The sequence below is a fragment of the Cedecea neteri genome, assembly GCF_000758325.1.
GTDB lineage: Bacteria > Pseudomonadota > Gammaproteobacteria > Enterobacterales > Enterobacteriaceae > Cedecea > Cedecea neteri_B.
On record NZ_CP009459.1, the window covers coordinates 2982366 to 3003317 of the forward strand.

General features: G+C 55.7%; 17 protein-coding genes. 5 read left to right on the top strand and 12 right to left on the bottom strand.

Going from position 1 to position 20952, the window contains the following annotated elements; all coding sequences use genetic code 11:
• Nucleotides 1-18 precede the first annotated feature (18 nt).
• The 5 genes from add to LH86_RS14135 form a co-directional block, all read right to left on the bottom strand.
• Nucleotides 19-1020 carry an adenosine deaminase gene (gene add / locus LH86_RS14115; protein ID WP_039302453.1) on the bottom strand — a complete coding sequence of 334 codons (1002 nt, stop codon included), beginning with the start codon at nucleotides 1018-1020 and terminating at the stop codon, nucleotides 19-21.
• Nucleotides 1021-1138: 118 nt separating this feature from the next.
• Nucleotides 1139-1600 carry a GNAT family N-acetyltransferase gene (locus LH86_RS14120; RefSeq protein ID WP_039302456.1) on the bottom strand — a complete coding sequence of 154 codons (462 nt, stop codon included), beginning with the start codon at nucleotides 1598-1600 and terminating at the stop codon, nucleotides 1139-1141.
• Between the two features lie 128 nt (nucleotides 1601-1728).
• Nucleotides 1729-2559: a class I SAM-dependent methyltransferase gene (locus tag LH86_RS14125; protein WP_039302459.1), complete on the bottom strand. Its 831-nt coding sequence runs from the start codon at nucleotides 2557-2559 to the stop codon at nucleotides 1729-1731.
• 260 nt (nucleotides 2560-2819) lie between these two features.
• A complete protein-coding gene (locus LH86_RS14130; RefSeq protein WP_039302462.1) occupies nucleotides 2820-4295 on the bottom strand; it encodes a peptide MFS transporter in 1476 nt (491 codons plus the stop codon).
• Between the two features lie 190 nt (nucleotides 4296-4485).
• On the bottom strand, nucleotides 4486-5916 hold the full coding sequence (locus tag LH86_RS14135) for a CehA/McbA family metallohydrolase (protein ID WP_039302464.1): 1431 nt from the start codon (nucleotides 5914-5916) through the stop codon (nucleotides 4486-4488).
• Between the two features lie 210 nt (nucleotides 5917-6126).
• Here LH86_RS14135 and LH86_RS14140 point away from each other — a divergent pair, with 210 nt between their 5' ends.
• Nucleotides 6127-6660: an Ail/Lom family outer membrane beta-barrel protein gene (locus LH86_RS14140; protein WP_419655715.1), complete on the top strand. Its 534-nt coding sequence runs from the start codon at nucleotides 6127-6129 to the stop codon at nucleotides 6658-6660.
• Between the two features lie 57 nt (nucleotides 6661-6717).
• Here the strand turns inward: LH86_RS14140 and LH86_RS14145 are convergent, their stop codons facing one another.
• Together LH86_RS14145 and malX are read right to left on the bottom strand one after the other, a co-directional pair.
• Nucleotides 6718-7890, bottom strand: coding sequence for a MalY/PatB family protein (locus LH86_RS14145; RefSeq protein WP_039302472.1), 1173 nt, complete (start codon nucleotides 7888-7890; stop codon nucleotides 6718-6720).
• A gap of 90 nt (nucleotides 7891-7980) precedes the next feature.
• A complete protein-coding gene (gene malX / locus LH86_RS14150; RefSeq protein WP_008456400.1) occupies nucleotides 7981-9570 on the bottom strand; it encodes a maltose/glucose-specific PTS transporter subunit IIBC in 1590 nt (529 codons plus the stop codon).
• 186 nt (nucleotides 9571-9756) lie between these two features.
• Between malX and LH86_RS14155 the strand changes: the two genes are divergently transcribed.
• Together LH86_RS14155 and LH86_RS14160 are read left to right on the top strand one after the other, a co-directional pair.
• Nucleotides 9757-10791 carry a Mal regulon transcriptional regulator MalI gene (locus tag LH86_RS14155; protein ID WP_039302474.1) on the top strand — a complete coding sequence of 345 codons (1035 nt, stop codon included), beginning with the start codon at nucleotides 9757-9759 and terminating at the stop codon, nucleotides 10789-10791.
• Nucleotides 10792-10807: 16 nt separating this feature from the next.
• Nucleotides 10808-11395, top strand: a complete 588-nt coding sequence (locus tag LH86_RS14160) for a GNAT family N-acetyltransferase (protein WP_039302476.1) — start codon at nucleotides 10808-10810, stop codon at nucleotides 11393-11395.
• 32 nt (nucleotides 11396-11427) lie between these two features.
• Here LH86_RS14160 and LH86_RS14165 read toward each other — a convergent pair whose 3' ends face one another.
• Nucleotides 11428-13011 carry a YdgA family protein gene (locus LH86_RS14165; protein WP_039306200.1) on the bottom strand — a complete coding sequence of 528 codons (1584 nt, stop codon included), beginning with the start codon at nucleotides 13009-13011 and terminating at the stop codon, nucleotides 11428-11430.
• 286 nt (nucleotides 13012-13297) lie between these two features.
• The gene (gene manA, locus LH86_RS14170) at nucleotides 13298-14473 is read right to left on the bottom strand and encodes a mannose-6-phosphate isomerase (protein WP_039302477.1); all 1176 of its coding nucleotides are present in this window, start codon (nucleotides 14471-14473) and stop codon (nucleotides 13298-13300) included.
• Nucleotides 14474-14679: 206 nt separating this feature from the next.
• Here manA and fumA point away from each other — a divergent pair, with 206 nt between their 5' ends.
• Together fumA and fumC are read left to right on the top strand one after the other, a co-directional pair.
• On the top strand, nucleotides 14680-16326 hold the full coding sequence (gene fumA / locus LH86_RS14175) for a class I fumarate hydratase FumA (RefSeq protein ID WP_008456390.1): 1647 nt from the start codon (nucleotides 14680-14682) through the stop codon (nucleotides 16324-16326).
• A 53-nt stretch (nucleotides 16327-16379) separates the two neighbouring features.
• On the top strand, nucleotides 16380-17777 hold the full coding sequence (gene fumC / locus LH86_RS14180) for a class II fumarate hydratase (protein WP_039302479.1): 1398 nt from the start codon (nucleotides 16380-16382) through the stop codon (nucleotides 17775-17777).
• 3 nt (nucleotides 17778-17780) lie between these two features.
• Here fumC and tus read toward each other — a convergent pair whose 3' ends face one another.
• From tus to rstA, 3 genes are all read right to left on the bottom strand, one after another.
• A complete protein-coding gene (tus, locus tag LH86_RS14185) occupies nucleotides 17781-18710 on the bottom strand; it encodes a DNA replication terminus site-binding protein (RefSeq protein WP_039302482.1) in 930 nt (309 codons plus the stop codon).
• 120 nt (nucleotides 18711-18830) lie between these two features.
• Nucleotides 18831-20126: a two-component system sensor histidine kinase RstB gene (gene rstB, locus LH86_RS14190; RefSeq protein WP_039302484.1), complete on the bottom strand. Its 1296-nt coding sequence runs from the start codon at nucleotides 20124-20126 to the stop codon at nucleotides 18831-18833.
• A 28-nt stretch (nucleotides 20127-20154) separates the two neighbouring features.
• Nucleotides 20155-20883 carry a two-component system response regulator RstA gene (gene rstA / locus LH86_RS14195; RefSeq protein ID WP_008456384.1) on the bottom strand — a complete coding sequence of 243 codons (729 nt, stop codon included), beginning with the start codon at nucleotides 20881-20883 and terminating at the stop codon, nucleotides 20155-20157.
• Between the last annotated feature and the right edge of the window lie 69 nt (nucleotides 20884-20952).

The following is a 20952-nucleotide window of genomic DNA, read 5'->3' on the forward strand; positions in this document are numbered from 1 at the left end:
CGCCAGCTACCGGTACTTTTACGCCGCCTTAACCTTAGCGATAAGCGCCTGTTTTTCAGCTTCGCTCAGGAACGCAATCTTCAGGCCATTCTCCTGCGCGGTGCGAATGTGCGCCGCGCTGAGGCCGGCCTGAGGTGCCGCGACCTTATACTCATGAATAATATCGATGCCCTGAACCGCCGGGTCATCGGTATTGATCGTCGCCAGCACGCCGTGATCGAGGAAAGCAATCAGCGGGTGTTTGTCCAGCGCCGCAACGGTGCTGGTCTGAATATTTGAGGTCAGGCAGGACTCAATCCCGATTTTATGCTCGGCCAGGAAATCCATCAGCGCCGGATCTTCAACTGCTTTTACGCCGTGGCCGATACGCTCCGCGCCCAGCTCGCGGATAGCCTGCCAGATGCTCTCCGGCCCGGCAGCTTCGCCTGCATGCACGGTGATCCGCCAGCCAGCGTCCCGCGCACGATTAAAGTGATTCAGGAACAGGCTGCCCGGGAAGCCGAGCTCGTCTCCGGCTAAGTCCAGCGCGGTAATGCTGTCGCGGTGGGCGAGCAGGGCGTTCAGCTCCGCTTCACAGGCGGCTTCACCAAAGGTACGGCTCATAATGCCGATCAGGCGGGCTTCGACGCCAAAGTCGCGGCAGCCCTGGCGTACACCTTCAATTACGGCTTCAACCACGCCAGCGACCGGCAGGTTGTGGCTCATTGCCATGTAGCCAGGAGAGAAGCGCAGCTCCACATAGTGCAGGCCGTTGCGAGCGGCGTCTTCAATGTTTTCCCAGGCGACGCGGCGACAGGCCTCGAGATCGCCCAGCACTTTCACGCCCCAGTCCAGTTTTTGCAGGAAGCTGACCAGGTCCGGTGCAGTTTCAACGACCTGAACGTGAGGACGGAGGGTTTCGAGGGTGTTGGCAGGCAAAGATAAATTAAACTGGCGGCCGAGATCGAGAATGGTTTGTGCACGAATATTGCCATCAAGGTGGCGGTGCAAATCGGTTAACGGCAGGGTGGTATCAATCATGGTCGCACTCTTTTTTTGATTAAAGTGCGGCGTATTATAAAAAGAAATGGGGGGCAATTGCTACGGCTGTCAGCATTTTGTTGCGCAAACGTCCCTGTCGCGCTTTTGCCGAGAAAAATTATTGCAGCGTTAGCTTGTAGCCAAGATGGCTGGCCTCAAAACCAAGGTTGTCATAAAAGCGGTGCGCATCCGTCCGTGTTTTGTCCGTAGTGAGCTGCACGAGGTGACAGCCTCTTTCTTTGCACTGCTGGACGGCCCAATCCACCATCTGTTTGCCAAATCCCGTACCTCTCTGCGAACGCGCAATGCGAACCGCTTCAATCTGGCCGCGCCACGCGCCTTTCCGCGCTAAGCCCTGAATAAAGGTCAGTTGTAATGTCCCGATGACCTCCTGTCCTGATACGGCTACGGCAAGTAGCTGATTCGGGTCGGCGTTGATGGCATGAAAAGCCTCAATGTAGCGCTGATCTAAGGGGAGGCTGGGATCTTCTCTCAGGCGGCCCAGAATGTCGTCGGCTAACAGCGTGATAATGGCGGGAACATCGGCAAGCTGTGCTTTACGAAACAGTATCTCGGTCATTGGCTGGTTTCCATCAGGGGAAGGAAGGCTTGTGTCGGCAAATGTTAGCACAGCCAGCTTTTAGGGCTGGCCGTTTTTGGGTTTTATAAAAAGTTGTTTGTAAGCATATTTAAATAAAAAAGATCTTTTTATTCGCCTGTCTCACGGACGGCTGCCAACCCATATTTAATCGCGCAGGTAGCGATAAACGTTGGCATAAACTGGTCAATCAAAAAACGCGGATTGGGCTGCTTATCTTCATAAAAACCGGCCAGGACGAAACCCGCCTCAAGCTGCCCGCCGATCTGTTCTTCCAGTGAATGGCCGAAGACTAACGCTTCTCCCCGCGCCTGTTTCGCAGCCAGCTCGTCAGCCGTTAGGTCTTTGACGTCAGAATAGGGCAGGCTGAATCTTGGGCGGATAACGCCCTGTTCGGCATAACTGGCTGCACGATCGCCGATGAAAACAACCGGATTAAAAAAGCTGGATAACAGCTTTCCGCCTTTCGCTAAAATCCGATAACAGCCGCGCCAGACGGGGCGAGTATCCGGCACGTACTGGTTGGATATCGGGTGGATAATGTAGTCAAAGCTTTCATCCGCGAAACGGGACAGATCGCGCATATCGCCCTGGACAAATGTCAGCGTCAGCTTGTCCCGTTGCGCAACAAAGCGATCTTTATTGAGCTGCTCCTGAGAGAAGTCGAATACGGTGACGTCCGCCCCGGCAGCGGCGAGCACCGGTGCCTGCTGGCCGCCGGCAGACGCCAGGCAGAGAATGCGTTTTCCCTGCACGTTCGGCAGCCAGCTGGCAGGGAGCTTGCCTGGCGTTAAATGAATCTGCCACTCGCCGCGGCGGGCTTGCGCAATGATGTCGGCGCTGACAGGCTGGGACCATTTGCACTGCTGGCGGGCAAGGGCATCCCATGCGGCGCGGTTGTGCTCGAGTAAGTCGGAAGAGTGGGGCAATGTATCAGGCATCTTATTTTCCTCTGGGGAGTGAAAAGCAGAGCCAGGGAATAGCGTCGAGATGCGCGGCAGAAGCCGCAGCCGAAACTGCAATAATAAACAGCAATGCGTATTCACACTGGCATAAGTCAGGCAGCGAGCGCATTAGTTGTTCATTTCGTTGCAAACCTCGGGGAGAAAGAGTGGACGATTAACTTTAGTTCCTGCCGGGAAGGGGGTCAACCGCCATTTGAGGTAGTACAAAAAGCGCGGGTTACCCCGCACTCAGTGACTCAAGCCTGAACCGTATTTTTTTGCTCGATCAGGCGGCGCAGCAGCGGGATCAGCAGCAGTAAAATAACGCCGGTAGCGACGGAGCCCCAGCCCAGCTGGCTAAAGACTTTGCTGTAGCCCGGGTCGGTCAGTACCGGGGTACTGCCGCTGTTTTGCGGCATGCGGCCGGAAACATAGCCCGCCAGCACGGAGGCCACGCCCGTAACCATCATCCAGCAGCCCATCATCAGGCCCTGCAGGTTGGCAGGGGCCAGTTTGCCGATCATCGAGTAGCCCACCGGGGAAATCAGCAGTTCGCCGATGCTTTGCAGAATGTAGCTCAGCACAATCCATTTCAGCGCCACCATGCCGTCCGCACCCGCCATGGAGATGCCCAGCGGCAGCACCAGCATGCCAACGCCCATACAGAACAGCGAAGAGGCAAACTGGGCGGGAATGTCGATGCGCACGCCGCGATCGCGCAGGCGTTTGAACAGCCAGGCCATCAGCGGGCCACCGATTACGATGACGATAGTGTTGATGTTTTGCAGCCACTGGGGAGAGACTTCCCAGCCGAAAGCGTTGAGGGTGACGTTATGCTCGGCGAACAGCGTCAGCCCCATGGGTGCCAGTTGGTACAGTGACCAAAACACCAGCGAACCGGCGGCCAGCAGCAGGTAAGCTGCCATGCGGCGACGCTCGTGTTTACGAGGGTGGCGGGCGGTCATCACGCACAGCGACAGGAAGACCAGCGCCCCCAGCACAATGACAAACGTGCTGCTGAATTCGGTATGGCCCAGCAGCAGACGCAGGACTGGAACCAGAAGAATCAGGATTAGCAGGCCAAAAGCCATGCGCAGATAAAACCCTTTCCCTTTGATGTGCTGCAGCGGCGTGCTGATATCGGCCAGCACCGGCCAGCGGAGCAGGGTAATGACTACGGCGGCGACGTTGCCGAGAGTGGCAAACAGGAACAGCGCCCGGTAGCTTTCGGTCAACTGGTAGTAGCCCGCCACGGTAAAGCCGATAAAGAAGCCCAGGTTCATCCCGGCGTAGTTCCACAGGAAGGCGGCTTCACGGCGATCGTCGTCCGGCGCAAAACGCTGGGTCAGCATCATGTTAAGGCAGGTGACGTTCAGCCCGCTGCCGCTCAGGAACATCGCCAGCCCCCACCACAGGCCCGTCAGACCCGCTTCGGCAATCAGATAGCATCCCGCGACCTGCAGCAGCATGCCCAGCACAAACAGATTCCGGTTACTCAGATAGCGGCCGCCGAGGCAGCCGCCAAACAGGTGCAGCCCGTAGTTGAATGCGCCGAAGATCCCCATCATGGCATCGGCCTGGCCTTCGCTAAAGCCCAGTCGCTTGGTGACGTACAGCACCAGCGTGGAGTAAAGCACCGCAAAGCCCAGGGTGGCGAACATCTGAATAAAGAACAGCGCGCCCGAGCCGGGAGGAATGGCCTGATGCGAGGCGTGGCCGGAAGATAAACTCATATTGTCTCTCTCAACAACAAAAAGACCCGGGAAGCGAGGCGTCACCGGGTCTTAATTTTTATGACTATGATGAGGGAGCATTTTCGTCGTTTTTAGCGGTTTTATGCAAAGCAGAACGACTAAATATTCACATTAAATAATTTCAAAATTTTACAAACCAAAAAGATAACCAGACGAAAGTGCTTAAAAATTACTCTGAATCGATGCTGCGGGGAAATTCAAGGTGGCCTGTCACCTCGCCCCAGGTAGCGCCTACTGGCGAGAGAAACAGCGGATGCTGAGCGCAGTAAACAGGGTTGATCATGCCCTCCAGCGTGCCGTCCTCACGGCGAATATCCCAGCGAATCCACGCATGTTTTGTCATATCTGCGTGAATGTCTTGCGGAGTATTTTCCAGGGAGTATTCAGCCAGAATGCCCGCGTCCGACACAACCTGGAGCGTGTAGCGGTGTTCGCTATCTTTTACCGCTACAGTCAATGCGATCTGTTTGCCGTCGGCGGCGTCGCCCGGCAGCAGCGCACCGTCGTTCAGGCTGAACGTCAGGCCGCAGCGGCGTTCGAAGTAACAATGCCCGCTTTTGAGGGCGGCAAGAATAGCCTCTCCGCTGAGCGCCTCGGCATAAACCCAGGTTGCCGGGTCGCCGTAAATTGACGGCTCGGTCGCCTGCGGATAGCGCTCATGGGGCTGCATATGGCAGTCGCTTCCGCCGACGGCATAAATTCGGTGTCCCGCGTTCCACAGCGTGGTGAAGATCTCAACTACCTGCTCGTTCGCGGTGGTGGCGTTTTTCCAGGTCGGATCGTTGAGTACTTCCAGCACGTCGATATCCGCCATAGGCATGTCGTTATAAAGCCAGCTCCACGGGTGCAGCATGACGTGGTTTACGCTCAGCACGCTTTCTGACCGTTTGAGCGCAATGCCCTGAGTGAGCAGACCGCGGCTGCTGTAGTCCGCATGAAGCATATTCAGCGTGGCGGCGGGGCCGTGAACGTTCAGGTGGCCTTTGTCGGCGGTGACTTCAATGCTCGGCAGCAGCAGCACGCTGTCGTGGCGCGGCAGGCAGGCGTGGGACAAGTTGTGCTCGGTCAGGAAGAAGAAATCCAGCCCCTGCGAAGCCATGATATCCAGTGCCTCAGGCAGCGTGTTGTTGCCGTCGGACAGCGTGGTATGGCCGTGCAGGTCACCACGATACCAGCCTGGACGATCGCTAAGCGTGCGCTGGTAGTCAAAAACGATCTGGTGATCCGGGCGCAGCACGTCTTGTTTTTCAAAATCAACGGGAGCGGCCAGTGCGTCAAAGCTGATGTTCAGTTGATAACTCATTGGCTGTGGCGAGCGAGTTTCACCGATGACGTTATAGATATGCAACTGCCATTCTCCGGCGGGGAGTTCACCCGGCAGAGCACCGATGGAAGCCCAGTCCGCGCAGACTGTAAGCACCTTTTCAGGTTTTTGCAGCATCACCGAGGCTCTTAGCTGCTGGTGGCTGTCGTAAAGGTAGCAGTAGAGGTGCCCGGTGCGCAGCGTCGTGCCCGTCAGGCTAATCGCCGGGGTATTGTCTGCCACAAGGAAGGTGTGAACGGCATGACCGAAGGGAATTTCACCGGAAAAAACGTGCATGATGTGCTCCTGTTTTTAATGGTGAAAAGCTTAAGGGGAGCGGGTGAAGATTGTGTGTCGATTGGGTGTCGGAAAAATGACGAAGCGATGAATGGACAGGCAATGTTGACGGGAATTTTTATCGCTTCAACTACCAATTAGCGTAGTTACACTCTGTTACGCCCTTCATGATAGAGTGCGTCCGCTTCAAACAACTTACGGAAAAATATAATGAAAAAGGTATTAGCACTGGCTATTCTGGCCGGTCTATCTGTTGCGTCTGCAAACGTCTACGCGGAAGGCGAAAGCACAATCTCTATCGGTTATGCTCAGAGCAATGTGAAAGTTGATGGTGATAAACTCGACGACAACCCAAAAGGTTTCAACGTTAAGTATCGCTATGAAATCGATAACAACTGGGGCGTGGTTGGCTCTTTCGCGTATACCCATCAGGGTTATGATTTCTACTACTACGGCCAAAAAATTGGCAATGGCGATCTGGATTACTATTCAGTCACCGCGGGCCCTTCTTATCGCTTTAACGAATACGTCAGCGCCTATGCCTTGATCGGTCTGGGTACCGGTAAAGTGAAAGTGTCTGCCTTCGGTGATTCTGAGAGCGAGAGCAAAACCTCTGCGGCTTACGGCCTGGGCCTGCAGATTAACCCGGTTTCCAACATTGCTATCGACGCATCGTATGAATATTCGAAGCTCGACGAAGTGAAAGTGGGTACCTGGATGCTGGGCGTAGGCTACCGTTTCTAAGCTTCTGCACACTAAAAGCCCACATTAGTGGGCTTTTTCAATTCAGCATTCACACGGCTATATCAACGAACGGATCCCATTGATAAGTCGCTCGACGCCTGCCTCAAGTTTGCCGCGCGGACACCCGGCATTCAGGCGTACAAAACCGTTGCCTTCCTCACCGTAGGTGTAGCCTGGCATGATGGCGACTTTCTGCTCATCAATTAGGACCTTCTGCAGGGCTTTGTCGTCCAGCCCTAGCGGGCGTAAATCAATCCAGGCCAGGTAAGTGGACTGCGGCGGCTGCCAGCTCAGTTCGGGAAACGCCTGGTTTAACCTGTCGGCCACGAACTGCAAATTGCTTTGCAGGTAGTCCCGCAGCGCATCAAGCCAGGACTCGCCTTCACGGTAGGCGGCGATATGGGCCACAATCGCCAGCACGGCCGGAGAGGAAAGACCGTCCTGGCCTTTGAGTACGTTCAGGTACTGCTGGCGATCGTTCGCATTATTTATCAGCCCATAAGCACCGGTGAGTGCCGGGATGTTGAAGCTTTTGGAGCCGGACGTGAGCAGCGCCCAGCCGCCGTGGTCAACTTCGCACCATGGAATGTGACGGTTATTGCCCCACACCATATCCATATGAATTTCATCACTGATAACCCGCACGCCGTGGCGTTCGCAAAGTTCAGCCATGGTTTGTAGCTCTTCCCGTGCCCAGACTTTGCCCGTTGGGTTATGCGGGCTGCAAAGCAGCATGATTTTACATTCAGGCCGGGCGAGCAGGGTTTCCAGCTCTGCCATATCACAGCGCCAGCCTTCCGCAGTTTTTTGTAGCGGCGCGCTCAGAACCTGACGCTGGTTGCCTTCAATTGCTTTGTAGAACGCATCGTACGCGGGGGTGTGAATCAGCACGCCGTCACCCGGCTGCGACCACTGGCGTATAAGCTGCGAAACCATGTAAATCACCGAAGGCCCGTAGACTACGCTCTCCGGATCGATGCTGCTGCCGAAACGCTGCTGATACCAGTGGGCGATGGCGGAGAGAAAATCGTCGTTCTTCCAGCGGCTATAGCCAAGCACGCCGTGGGCCAATCTTTTTTGCAGGGCATCAAGAATGCAGGGCGCGGTAGGGAAGTCCATGTCGGAGATGGTGAAGGGCAGCAGGTCGGCGGCGCCGAAGCGGTCAGCCACGTAGTCCCACTGGGTGCACCAGGTCCCGTGGCGGTCAACCGGAACAGAAAAATCAAACATAAAACCTCACAGCTTTTAACCACAAAGAGGGAAAACCGCGTTTGCCCTCTTTGTCGGATAATTAAGAGCGCCGAAGCGCTCTTTGGTGAATTAAGCCTCGACGGTGCGCATCAGGCCGACCATCTCATCTTTTACCGACTGAACCTGTGGCCCGATAACCACCTGCAGGTTGTGCTCGTTGAGCTTCACCACGCCGATGGCGCGATTGGCCTTCAGGGCTGCGGTATCCACCAGAGACATGTCTTTAACCGACAGACGCAGGCGGGTGATGCAGTTATCCAGCGTCGAAATGTTATCGCTGCCGCCCAGCGCCGCCAGAATAGCCGGCACGTTATAGCCGGATTTGCCCGTGTGGCCGCCAACCGGTTTTTCTGCGGTGGTGGTTTCAATATCGCGCCCTGGGGTTTTGATATTAAAGCGGGTTATAGCGAAGCGGAAGATAGCATAGTAGCCAGCAAACCATACCGCGGCCACAACCGGTACCATATACCATTTGGTGGACAGGCCGTGCAGCACGCCGAAGACGAAGAAGTCGATAATGTTGCCGTCGGTATTGCCGATGGTCACGCCCAGCACGGACATCATGGTGAAGCCAATCCCGGTCAGCACGGCGTGAATCAGGTACAGCACCGGCGCGACGAACAGGAACAGGAACTCGATAGGTTCGGTGGTGCCGCCCACGACGCAGGCAATCACGCCGGAGATCAACAGCCCTTTAATTTTATGGCGGTTTTCCGGGCGAGCGCAGTGGTACATCGCCAGCGCTGCACCTGGCAGGCCGCCGAGGAAGGCTGGCATTTTACCCTGAGACAGGAACTGCGTTGCGCTTTCAGAGAAGCCGTGGGTAGTCGGGCAGCTCAGCTGCGCCTGGAAGATAGTCAGCGCGCCGCTCACGGTATGACCGCACACGTCCATTGTGCCGCCCGCTTCGGTGAAGCGAATCAGGGCCACCAGAATGTGCTGCAGGCCGAACGGCAGCAGCAGACGTTCCCCGGTGCCGAAGATCATCGGGCCAAAGATACCTGCGCTGTGGATCATGTAGCCCAAAGCATTGATCCCGGCGGCAAAAATCGGCCAGATCAGCGGGATAACCAGACCAACCAGCCCCATCACCAGGGTGGTAATAATCGGCACAAAGCGGGTGCCGCCGAAGAATGCTAATGCGTCCGGTAGGCGAATGTTATGGAAACGCTCGTGCAGCAGATAAACGATAATCCCGGCAATGACCGCGCCCAGAATACCGGTATCAATCGACTGCACGCCGAGCACGCTTTGAATGTTGTTGGCTTTGAGGATTGCCGCATCGGTTGTCGGCAGGATGCCTTTAGCGGTCAGCCAGAAGTTAACCGCCAGGTTCATTACCATATAGCCGACGAAACCGGCGAAGGCGGCCACGCCTTTATTCTCACGCGCCAGGCCCAGCGGGATGGCGATACAGAACATCACCGGCAGGAAGCTGAAGGCGAATGAGCCCATTTTGCTCATCCAGGTGAAGATCAGCTGTAAGACCGGGTTGCCCAGCCACGGGATCTCGGTCACAACGTCATGACTGCTCAGCGAGCTGCCGATCCCAAGCATGATGCCGCAGAACGACAGCAGCGCCACCGGCAACATAAAGGTTTTGCCGAGGTTCTGGAAAAACTCCCAAAGTGATTTTTTTTGTGGTGTATTAGCCGCCATCACGACTCCTTGACCCGGTTAAAATGAGGTGTTGTGTAAGTAAAGTTTGAAAATGATAAAACGTTTTACCCAATTTTATCGTGAGGACGATCGCAGAATTACCGCGCATAATGAAGTTGAATATGCCAGCATAAGTAAAACGTTTTATCTTTATATTTATCGATTCACGGAGGATCTGACTTAACGATGTCGACGCTGACCAAAAGAATCACTATCAACGAGGTTGCCGAGGCCGCAGGTGTCTCGGTGACCACGGTATCGCTGGTGCTTAGCGGCAAGGGCAGGATCTCCACCGCCACCGGTCAGCGGGTGAATGAGGCTATCGAAAAGTTAGGCTTCGTGCGTAATCGCCAGGCGGCTTCGCTACGCGGTGGGCAGAGCGGGGTGATTGGCCTGATTGTCCGCGACCTTTGTAATCCTTTTTATGCGGAGTTGACCGCCGGGTTAACGGAAGCGCTGGAGCAGCAGGGGCAGCTTCTGTTTCTGACCCAGAGCGGTAGCCAGGGGCAGCATATGCAGCGCTGTTTCGACACGCTGGTGGCCCAGGGCGTGGACGGCATTATTATTGCCGGTGCGGCAGGCCAGGGCGCGGACCTGCGGGATATGGCAGTCCAGAATAAGGTGCCGCTGGTGTTTGCCTCACGAGCAAGTTATCTGGACGAGGTTGATATCATCCGCCCGGATAATATGCAGGCGGCGCAAATGGTGACCGAGCATCTGATTAAGCGCGGGCATCAGCGTATTGCGTGGCTGGGCGGGCGTAGCTCGTCGTTAACGCGTGCGGAGCGGTTGGGCGGCTTTTGCGCCACCCTGATGCAGCATGGGCTGCCTTTCCATAGCGACTGGATCCTCGAGTGTGAACCGAGCCAGAAGCAGGCGGCGGATGCCATCACGGAACTGCTGCACAATTTCCCGACCATCAGCGCGGTGGTTTGTCACAACAGCACCGTGGCGATGGGGGCGTGGTTCGGCCTGACCCGCGCGGGCTGGCAGATGGGCGGCGGCAGCGTGGACAGTTATTACGACCGGCACATCGCGCTGGCAGGCTTTGCCGAAGTCACAGAGGATGACCTGGACGACGTGCCGATGACCTGGGTGACGACGCCTGCGAGAGAAATCGGCCGCAGCGCGGCGCAGAGGATTCTCCAGCGAGCCCAGGAAAGCGACGTGGTGTTCAGCAACCAGATTATGCCGGCTCGTTTAATCACCATTAAAAACTAACTTTTGCAGGAATCACATGAGCGACTTTCCTACACTTACCGGCCAGCGTATCAAGCTTAGGCCCCTGGAACTGAGCGATGCCCCACTGCTGGTTGAGGCCGCTTCGGACGGTGAGCTGTGGAATTTGCCATTTACCGTTGTGCCGTCCGCGCAGACGGTAAACGACTACATCCAGCATGCGCTCAACGGGCGTCAGGCAGGGACTATTTTGCCGTTCGTGACGACGGATATTGAATCTGGACAGGCGATTGGCTGCACGCGGTTTTGGAAAATAGATATGAAAAACCGCAAGCTTGAAATTGGCAGTACGTGGCTTGCCGCCCGCTGGCAGCGGACCTGGGCCAATACCGAAGCCAAATTTCTGATGTTGCAATATGCGTTTGAGACACTGGATTGCGTACGGGTGCAGTTCACCACGGATGTGATTAACGAAAAGTCTCGCCGCGCGATTCTGAGATTAGGCGCGAAGCAGGAAGGGATAGTCAGACACGAGCGAATCATGCCGGATGGCCGCAAGCGTGATTCGGTGAGATTTAGCATTATTGACGATGAGTGGCCGGAGATTCGGGACTCGCTTGCGGCGCTACTGGCCGACAGAAACTAAAAAACCCGCCAAATGGCGGGTTTTTGTATGGCTTACTGCTGAGGTGCCGGGGCGGCGTCCGGAGAAGCATCATCTCCCGGCGCTTCGTCCTGCGGCTGCGGCACGGCATCGCTGTCGTTATCCTGCAGCGCCGGGCCACCCATACCGGCTGGTAGGGCAAACATGCTGAACAGCTCACCCAGCGACATCTGCTCCCCGTTCAGCGAAGCTTTCCCGTTGCCGTACTGCAGGCTGGTGGTGATGTTATCGCCGTCGACCTTGGTGACGCGGAACATCTGCCCCATGGCGGCCAGGCCTTTGATCTGCTGGCTGGCGAGTTTGTCTGATTCTTCCGGGCTATAGCCTTCCAGCTGCGCCACCTGGGACATCAGCCCTGTAGCCATCGGCATAGGGATAACCAGCTTCGCATCGAGAGATTTCACGTAGCGATCCAGCTGCTCTTCCGGCGTATTGGCCGGGCCAGTTGCGCCCTGCGGATCTTTCATAAACAGGGACAGATTAAAGGTCGATTCACCTTTCGTGTTCTTCCAGCTCAGCGGGGCGACGGTAATGATTGGGTTGCCCTTCAGCAGTAGCGGCAGGTTAGCGCTAATCAGCTCCACGGATTTTTGCTGGTAGAGCTCAGGGTTTTGCTGCAGCGCTGGATCGGCCATCAACTGCTGCACGCCAGCGTTGTATTTCTGGGTAAACTCGCGCAGCGCGGCGGCATCAATATTGCCAAGCTTGAGCGTCAGCTTGCCGCTGCCCATGTTCTGGTTCTGGATTTTCAGCGCATCCAGGCTGTAGTCGAACTGCCCGGTGAAGTGCTTTTTATCGTCCTGCACGTCAGATTTTGCGTTCAGGTTAAAGCCTTCCACGACGGCAATTTCTTTGCCATCCACAACCATAGACAGCTTATCGATAGTCGCTTTCTGCGAACCTACGCGCTGGTCAAACAGGCTGCGTTTGCTGTCGCCGTCGGTTTTGATCCCGTTGAAAGAGAGTTGTACGCGCTGGCCGTATTCGTTAACGGTGTTCACCAGGCCGCTGTCGGCTGAGCCGGACAGGGCGATTTCATTGCCCGCGCCATCAACGTCGGCGGTGAACTTGCCGCCGCTGAAGCTGAACTTGTCTTCACCCTCGGTGGCGTCAATGGCCGCCAGGGCGATATCCGAAGATGTTGCACCGCTGTAGCCCACGCGGGTTTCCACGCCGATAAGCGGCTTGGCTTTGGTCAGCGTGAAGAGGTGTTTGGTGGTGTCGTTATTCACCAGTTCGGTGTGGATCGATGCCATACTCGGGATCAGGTTGAATTTCTTCAGCTGTGCGAACGGGAAAGGACCATGGTCGATGGTTTCGTTGAATAACACGCTTTGGTCCGGCGTGAGCAGGGCATTTTTCGTCCCGGCAACCTGTTTAACAACCAGCTGCACCGAACTGTGGAAAAGCCCACGCTTGTAGTCCTGATAGCTCAGCACAATCCCTGATTCCGGCGCTGAGTTTTTGATTTCAGAATTGGCGTTATCAATCATTTCGGCCATACGGCCTTCGAGCTGTTTACCCGTAAACCAGGCGCCACCGGTCCATACCACGCCCAGCGCAACAATTACCCCAACCGCAACCAGAGATTTTTTCATCGTGTCATTATCCATGTATAGAAGCCGGCAGCCGTCCTCCACCGGGCGAAAGAAAAACGCCTGATAACAGGCGTCTTAGATTGCTGACAAAGAAAGAAAAAGCGTGGTTTTTCCCTCTTTGTGGTTATCAGCCGAAAATCAATGAATTGATTTTCCAGTTTTTTAACGAACCGTCTGGTATCTCTTCTCTCGCCAGAGGTTTGTTAGTCGTTTAAAACGCCTGATAACAGGCGTTTTCGTCAACATGCTTACTAGCTTAGCAATACGCGCTAAAAAGATCAGTAAGTTAAAGTTTATTAAACACTCGTGCTACCCGGCCAACGCCGCTGACGGCAATTGGCGACTCGGCGGCGCTAATAAACGCAGACTCACCCGGCTTCAGCACCAGACGCTGTGCCTCTTTGGTTAATACGGCTTCACCTTCCACGCAGAACACAATGGCCGCGCTTTGCTGTGCCAGCGCAGCTTCCTGCGTGCTCAGGTCGTGCAGGGAGAAGGCAAAGTCATCTACAGGAATAGGGAAGTCCAGCTCGCTGCCGCTTTTCTGCGGCTGGGTCAGCAGCTGATTGGCCGGTTTTGGCTCAAATTTGACGTTGGCCACCAGTTCAGGGATGTCGATGTACTTCGGCGTCAGCCCGGCACGCAGCACGTTGTCAGAGTTGGCCATCACTTCCAGCGCCACGCCGTTCAGGTAGGCATGTGGGGTTTCGGCGAACAGGAACATCGCCTGGCCCGGCTCAAGCTTAACCACGTTCAGCAGCAGCGGGGAGAAGAGGCCGCTGTCGTCAGGGTAAAACTCGGAAATTACGCGAATGGTTTCCCACGGCTCGCCCTGCTGGCTGTTCAGCGCCGCTTTTAGTACGCCAAGTGCCAGGGCTTTTTCTTCACCCTGCATGTTAAGCAGGCCGGCAAACAGCTGCGCCAGGCTTTCTGCGCCAGGCTGTTGCAGGAAATGAGCAATCAGCGGGTGAGCGCCAGAAACCGGCTGCAGCAGCGACACAATGTCAGAGAACTCGCGGAAGGCGTTCATCGCCAGGAACGGCGTGAGGGCAAAGACCAGTTCAGGCTTGTGATTAGGATCTTTGTAGTTACGCTCTGCGGCATCAAGCGGAATACCCGCTGCATTTTCTTTAGCAAAACCGATTTCAGAGGCTTTTTTGTTTGGGTGAACCTGAATGGAAAGCGGCTGGGCAGCGCAAAGGACTTTGAACAGAAAAGGCAGCTCGCCAAAACGCTCAGCAACCGCTTTCCCCAACAGCGCTTGCTTGTCGGCGTCGATCACATCGCGCAATGCGTGCGGTTGCCCGTTGGCATCGAGCACTTTTGAGCTACTCTTTGGGTGAGCGCCCATCCACAGTTCGGCCATGGGCTTATGCTGTGGGTTGGCGATGCCGTACAGTTCCGTTAGCGCCGTTTCACTTCCCCAGGCATAATTTTGTACCGCATTGATCAATTTTTGCATCTCAGGTCCCTGTCATCATTGAATCGAAGTTTCAGTTATTAAACCAATTATCCGCCGTGAAGTAACCAGGGCAACAAAAAGTCGTATTAGTCTCAGTTTCTGTTAAAAAATTGTGTAGCATGTTATGACTTGTTTTTGGAACGCAGCGTAAGATCCTGCGCTGAAATATAAAAATTAACGTTACTGTTGTCGCAAGTGAGAGAAATATGTCGAATAAACCCTTCCATTACCAGGAGCCTTTCCCGCTCCAGAAAGACCCAACCGAATATTACCTCCTGAGCTCCGACTATGTTTCCGTCGCCGAGTTTGACGGCCAGCAAATCCTTAAGGTTGATCCTCAGGCCCTGACGCTGCTGGCCCAGCATGCCTTCCACGACGCTTCGTTTATGCTGCGCCCGGCGCACCAGCAGCAGGTGGCAGACATCCTGAGCGACCCGGAAGCCAGCGAGAACGACAAATACGTTGCGCTGCAGTTCCTGCGTAACTCTGACATCGCCGCCAAAGGCATTCTGCCGACCTGCCAGGACACCGGCACCGCCATCATTATGGGTAAAAAGGGCCAGCGTGTCTGGACCGGCGGCGGCGACGAAGAAGCGCTGTCCCGCGGCGTCTACAACACCTTTATTGAAGATAACCTGCGCTATTCCCAGAACGCCGCGCTGGATATGTACAAAGAGGTGAATACCGGCACCAACCTGCCAGCGCAGATTGACCTCTACAGCGTGGATGGCGACGAATACAAATTCCTGTGCATCGCCAAAGGCGGCGGTTCGGCCAACAAAACTTATCTGTACCAGGAAACCAAAGCACTGATCACCCCGGCGAAGCTGAAAGATTACCTGGTTGAGAAAATGCGTACGCTGGGCACCGCGGCCTGCCCGCCGTATCACGTGGCGTTTGTCATCGGCGGAACGTCTGCTGAAGCGACGCTGAAAACCGTGAAGCTGGCGTCAACCAAGTACTACGACGGTCTGCCGACCGAAGGCAATGAATACGGTCAGGCGTTCCGCGACGTGCAGCTGGAAGAAGAACTGCTGAAAGAAGCGCAGAATCTTGGCCTGGGCGCGCAGTTCGGCGGCAAATACTTCGCGCACGACATCCGCGTAGTGCGTCTGCCTCGTCATGGCGCATCCTGCCCGGTCGGGATGGGCGTGTCCTGCTCCGCCGACCGCAACATCAAAGCCAAAATCAACAAAGACGGTATCTGGCTTGAGAAACTGGAGCACAATCCGGGCAAGTACATCCCGGAGGAGCTGCGTCAGGCGGGCGAGGGTGAGGCCGTGAAGGTCAACCTGAACCGCCCGATGAAAGAGATCCTCGCCCAGCTGTCCGACTTCCCGGTGTCCACCCGCCTGTCGTTAACCGGCACCATTATTGTGGCGCGTGACATCGCTCACGCTAAACTGAAAGAACGTCTCGATAACGGGGAAGATCTGCCGCAGTACGTGAAAGATCACCCGATTTATTACGCAGGCCCGGCCAAAACGCCGGACGGCTACGCATCCGGCTCCTTAGGGCCGACCACTGCGGGCCGCATGGACTCCTACGTGGATCAGCTGCAGGCCAACGGCGGCAGCATGATCATGCTGGCGAAAGGCAACCGCAGCCAGCAGGTAACCGACGCCTGTCACAAACACGGCGGATTCTACCTGGGCAGCATCGGTGGCCCGGCGGCGGTGCTGGCGCAAAATAGCATCAAGAGCCTGGAGTGTGTGGAGTACCCGGAACTGGGTATGGAAGCTATCTGGAAAATCGAAGTGGAAGACTTCCCGGCGTTCATCCTGGTGGATGACAAAGGCAACGACTTCTTCCAGAAAATTCAGGCCTCACAGTGCTCTCGATGCGTTAAGTAATACTCAAGCCGCCGCCTATAGTGGCGGCTTTTTTTATCGCAAAGGAGAAAGGCATGACATCCAGTCGCAGTGAAAAAGACTCAATGGGCCCGATCGACGTCCCGGCAGATAAGCTGTGGGGGGCGCAGACCCAGCGTTCACTTGAGCACTTCCGCATTTCTACCGAGAAAATGCCCACCGAGCTGATTCGGGCGCTGGCGCTCACCAAGCGCGCGGCGGCGAAGGTCAACGTTGACCTCGGCCTGCTGCCCGCAGAGCGCGGCACGGCTATTATCGCGGCCGCCGATGAAGTGCTGGCCGGAAAGCACCCCGGTGAGTTCCCGCTGGCTATCTGGCAGACCGGCTCCGGCACCCAAAGCAACATGAACATGAATGAAGTGCTGGCGAACCGCGCCAGTGAAATTCTGGGTGGCGTGCGTGGGATGGAGCGACTGGTGCACCCGAACGACGACGTGAACAAAAGTCAGAGTTCGAACGACGTTTTCCCGACCGCCATGCACGTGGCGGCCATTATCGCGGTTCGCGAGCATCTGCTGCCGCAGCTAAACGTGCTTAAGCAAACGCTGGCCAAAAAGGCCGATGCTTTTAAAGATATCGTCAAAATCGGCCGTACTCACCTGCAGGACGCCACGCCGCTGACGCTGGGGCAGGAGATCTCCGGGTGGGTGGCGATGCTTGAGCATAACCTGAAGCACATCGATCATAGCCTGCCGCATCTGGCGGAGCTGGCGCTGGGCGGTACGGCGGTAGGCACCGGGTTGAACACACATCCTGAATATGCGGTGCGCGTTGCAAAAGAGTTGGCTGATTTCACAAAGCAGCCGTTCGTCACGGCGCCAAATAAGTTTGAAGCGCTGGGCACCTGTGATGCCCTGGTTCACGCGCATGGCGCGCTGAAAGGGCTGGCTTCGTCGATGATGAAAATTGCCAACGACGTTCGCTGGCTGGCTTCTGGCCCGCGCTGCGGCATTGGCGAGCTGTCGATTCCTGAGAACGAACCGGGCAGTTCTATCATGCCGGGCAAAGTGAACCCGACCCAGTGCGAAGCCGTCACCATGCTGTGTTGCCAGGTGCTGGGGAACGATGTGGCGGTGAACATCGGTGGTGCGTCCGGTAACTTCGAGCTGAACGTTTATCGGCCGATGGTTATCCATAACTTCCTGCAATCCGTTCGCCTGCTGGCCGACGGCATGGAAAGCTTCAACGAACACTGCGCGGTGGGCATTGAGCCTAATCGCGATCGCATCAGCCAGTTGCTGAACGAGTCGCTGATGCTGGTGACCGCGCTCAATACCCATATCGGCTATGACAAGGCGGCTGAAATTGCTAAAAAAGCCCACAAAGAGGGACTGACCCTTAAAGCATCGGCACTGAAGCTCGGTTATCTGACCGAGGAAGAGTTCGACGCCTGGGTTCGCCCTGAGGATATGGTCGGCAGTATGAAGTCGTAAGTTTTACGTTTCGCAGTACAGATGCAGCCGCGGGATAATCAGTCTTAGCGGCTGCGCTTTAGGCTTATAGCGGTGCTGAATGTTTTCGGCATCGTAATTCAGCAGCTCGCCTAAATCGGGTGGGGTTTCACCGCTTGCCTGCTTACACAAAACAATCAGCGGAGAAGGGCAGGCATACTGTACCTGCTTTTGATGGGCCTGATACCACACGCGGGCCACCGGCTGAACCTTCACCGGGCGCTTGATTTTCAGTCGTGCGTTTTCCGGCAGCCTTTGCACTTCATCCATTTCCTGCCTCACGCGTTCGGCCCATTGTTCCTTCGTCCACGGCGGCACGGCTCGCCCGGCATTCAGGCTTTTTTCCAGCATCTCCAGCACCTGCTGACGGCTCATATTTTTGACAATCTGTTTATTCGCCCAGCCAAATCGCACGGTGTCCGGCGTTTCAGGCAGGGTAATGGCGCGGTAGGCGTTCAGGGTCAGCAGGCCGGGAATATGGTGGTGAACCCATTCAAAACGCTGGGCGGAGGGAAGCCCCGACTCGACGCTGATAATCTGCTCCAGCGTGAACTTCAACTGGTTGATGTTTTGCAGGAGCCCGGAAGTTTGCTGGTATTGCTCTTCGCTGACCGAATAACAGAGCGCGCCGGGTAGGCGCACGGCGGCCTTGGTGCTGATTTTTTCCGACTGCTGCTGGATAAACAGCCGCGTAAAGTGGGCGACGGCGGCATGATGCGCCTCCAGCCCGACGCGCTGGGTGACTTCAATCTTAGAGAGCGGATCGTGCTCTTTGCTTTTTTCTATCTCCGGCAGCGTAAAGACGCGCCCGCTGAGCAGTCGAAGCTGGCCGAGCTGTGACTTGAGCACCGCCAGGTGCTGCTCCAGCTCCCGGCAGGTGGACGTCAAGCGCGCAATAAGGTCGTAGCGTGGCATAGTAACTCACATTAGTTACAACATACTAATAAACTGTAGCAACAGAAGGCCACCTCAGCAATAGCATCGTTTGTATTCTACAGGGGGAAACGGGCCCGAGAGAGCGCTCGGGCCTGCTGCTTATGAGAGGTACGTGGTGTTTACCGGCCAGGAAAAGCGGAAGCTGGCCCCACCCAAAGGGCTGCTTTCAATGGTGACGTGCCCACCCATCGCCACGGCAATAGAATGGACTATCGCCAGGCCAAGCCCGCAGCCGCCGGTTGCTCTGTCCCTGCTGGGGTCAAGGCGAACAAAAGGCTCGAATACGCGGGCGCGCTCTTCTTCGGGAATGCCGGGGCCGTCATCTTCTACCTGCAAATGGGCGATATCATCTTCACGCCATAGGCTGACACGCAGCTGCTGCTCACTATAGCGCAGGGCGTTATTGATCAGGTTGTCCGTGACGCGTTCCATGAGGCGCAGATCCAGCGCGCCATAGTCAATGGCAGTGAGGACATCTGTCTCCAGGGCAATCTGGCGCTGACGGTGAATGAGCTGTACGTCGGCAATATGCGTTTCCATCCAGCTGGCAAATTTGACGTGCGCCAGATGAAGCTCGGTCTGCGGGCGATCGAGGCGGGCGTAGGTTAGCAGCTCGTCAATCAGCGCTTCCAATTGGCCAATATCCCGATTGAGCGCCAGGGATTCGTCTTCGCTAAGGTTATCGCTCATTTCAAGACGGTAGCGCAATCGGACGAGCGGGGTACGCAGCTCGTGCGCAATCCCGTCGATCAGCTGTTTCTTGCTGGCAATCAACGCATTGATGTTATCCGCCATTTGGTTAAAGGCGATGCCCAGCCTTTCAAAGCTTGAGGCATTATCAAAATGAATGTGCTCATCGAGGTGCCCTTTACCAAATCGCTGGGCGGCACTTTCCAGTTTGAGCATGTCCTGCCAGTGCGGCCGCATCCAGATAAACACCGGGAAGGCGAGGGAGATGGCGATAAAAGCGATCAGGCCAATATCCAGCAGCCGCATCTGGTGGAGATAAAAGAGATAAGGGATCGGGCCGACGGCCAGAACGTAGTGGCTGCGTGGAATGCGCTGGATAAATGTATATTCTTCGTCCAGCGCTACGATCTCGCCTTCGCGCAGGTGGCGAGCGGCAACGTCATCGAGTTTGAACTTGCTCATCGGCTCAATATTGAGCTTAAAAGAGAGGTTCAGGTCGAGATCGTTGATCGTTTTATTCCAGTCTCGCGGCGGAATTTCACGCAGCTCGCTGCGCATCAGGTACAGCGAGCTTTTCATTAAATCATCCAGTGACTGGCGGCCTGCCCGCTCGGCGGTGAACTTATACACCAGCCCGACCAGCATGGTCATCACCAGGAAGCAGACAAACAACAGAAGATAAAACTGTACAAACAGCTTTTTCATTGAGCTTTACCGTCAAATCCGTCTTTCATTAAGCTTCGCTTTCCCAGGCGTGTGGGGCAAATAAGTAGCCTTTGTTGCGTACGGTTTTGATGCGGAAGGGCTCAGTCGCATTATCCAGCAGCTTTTTACGCAGGCGGGAGATGGCCACATCCACGCTGCGATCCATGCCGTCGTAGGTTACACCGCGCAGATTTTTCAATAAGGCATCACGGTCCATTATCTGGCCGGCGTGGGTGGCTAGCTCCCACAACAGATCGAAATCTGCAGTCGACAGCACGACGTTTTCATCCCCAAGCGTGACCTGGCGGTTCAGCGGGTCAATGCATAACGTGCCAAAACGTATAGCTTTATGTGGCTTGAGGTTGCTGGCCGTTGTGTCAGCAGTTTGTTGGGCTGAAACACGCTGACGGAGATGCAGTCGTAAACGCGCCAGCAGCACCGCAGGCGGCGTTGTTTTTAGAATGTAGTCATTTGCCCCCATTTCCAGCGACAAAATATGGTTCATGTCACTGTCTAATGATGTCAGCAGAACAATCGGGCCGTCCCACTGTGGGCGAAGGTCGCGGCATAGCGTCATCCCGTCTTTCCCTGGCAGCATAATATCCAGCAAAACCAAATCCGGCTGTTGTTGCTGGATAACCGCTTCGGCGCGGTCACCGCGGGTTTCAACGATAACGTCAATGTCATGTTTCCCGAGATAGGCGGCTATCAGGCCGCCAACTTCCGGGTCGTCTTCCACGTAAACTATTTTGCTCATAATCCGCCGCGTCGGCTTTTAAAATTTGAACATACAATGATGCAATAGATTACACCATTAATGGTTGGT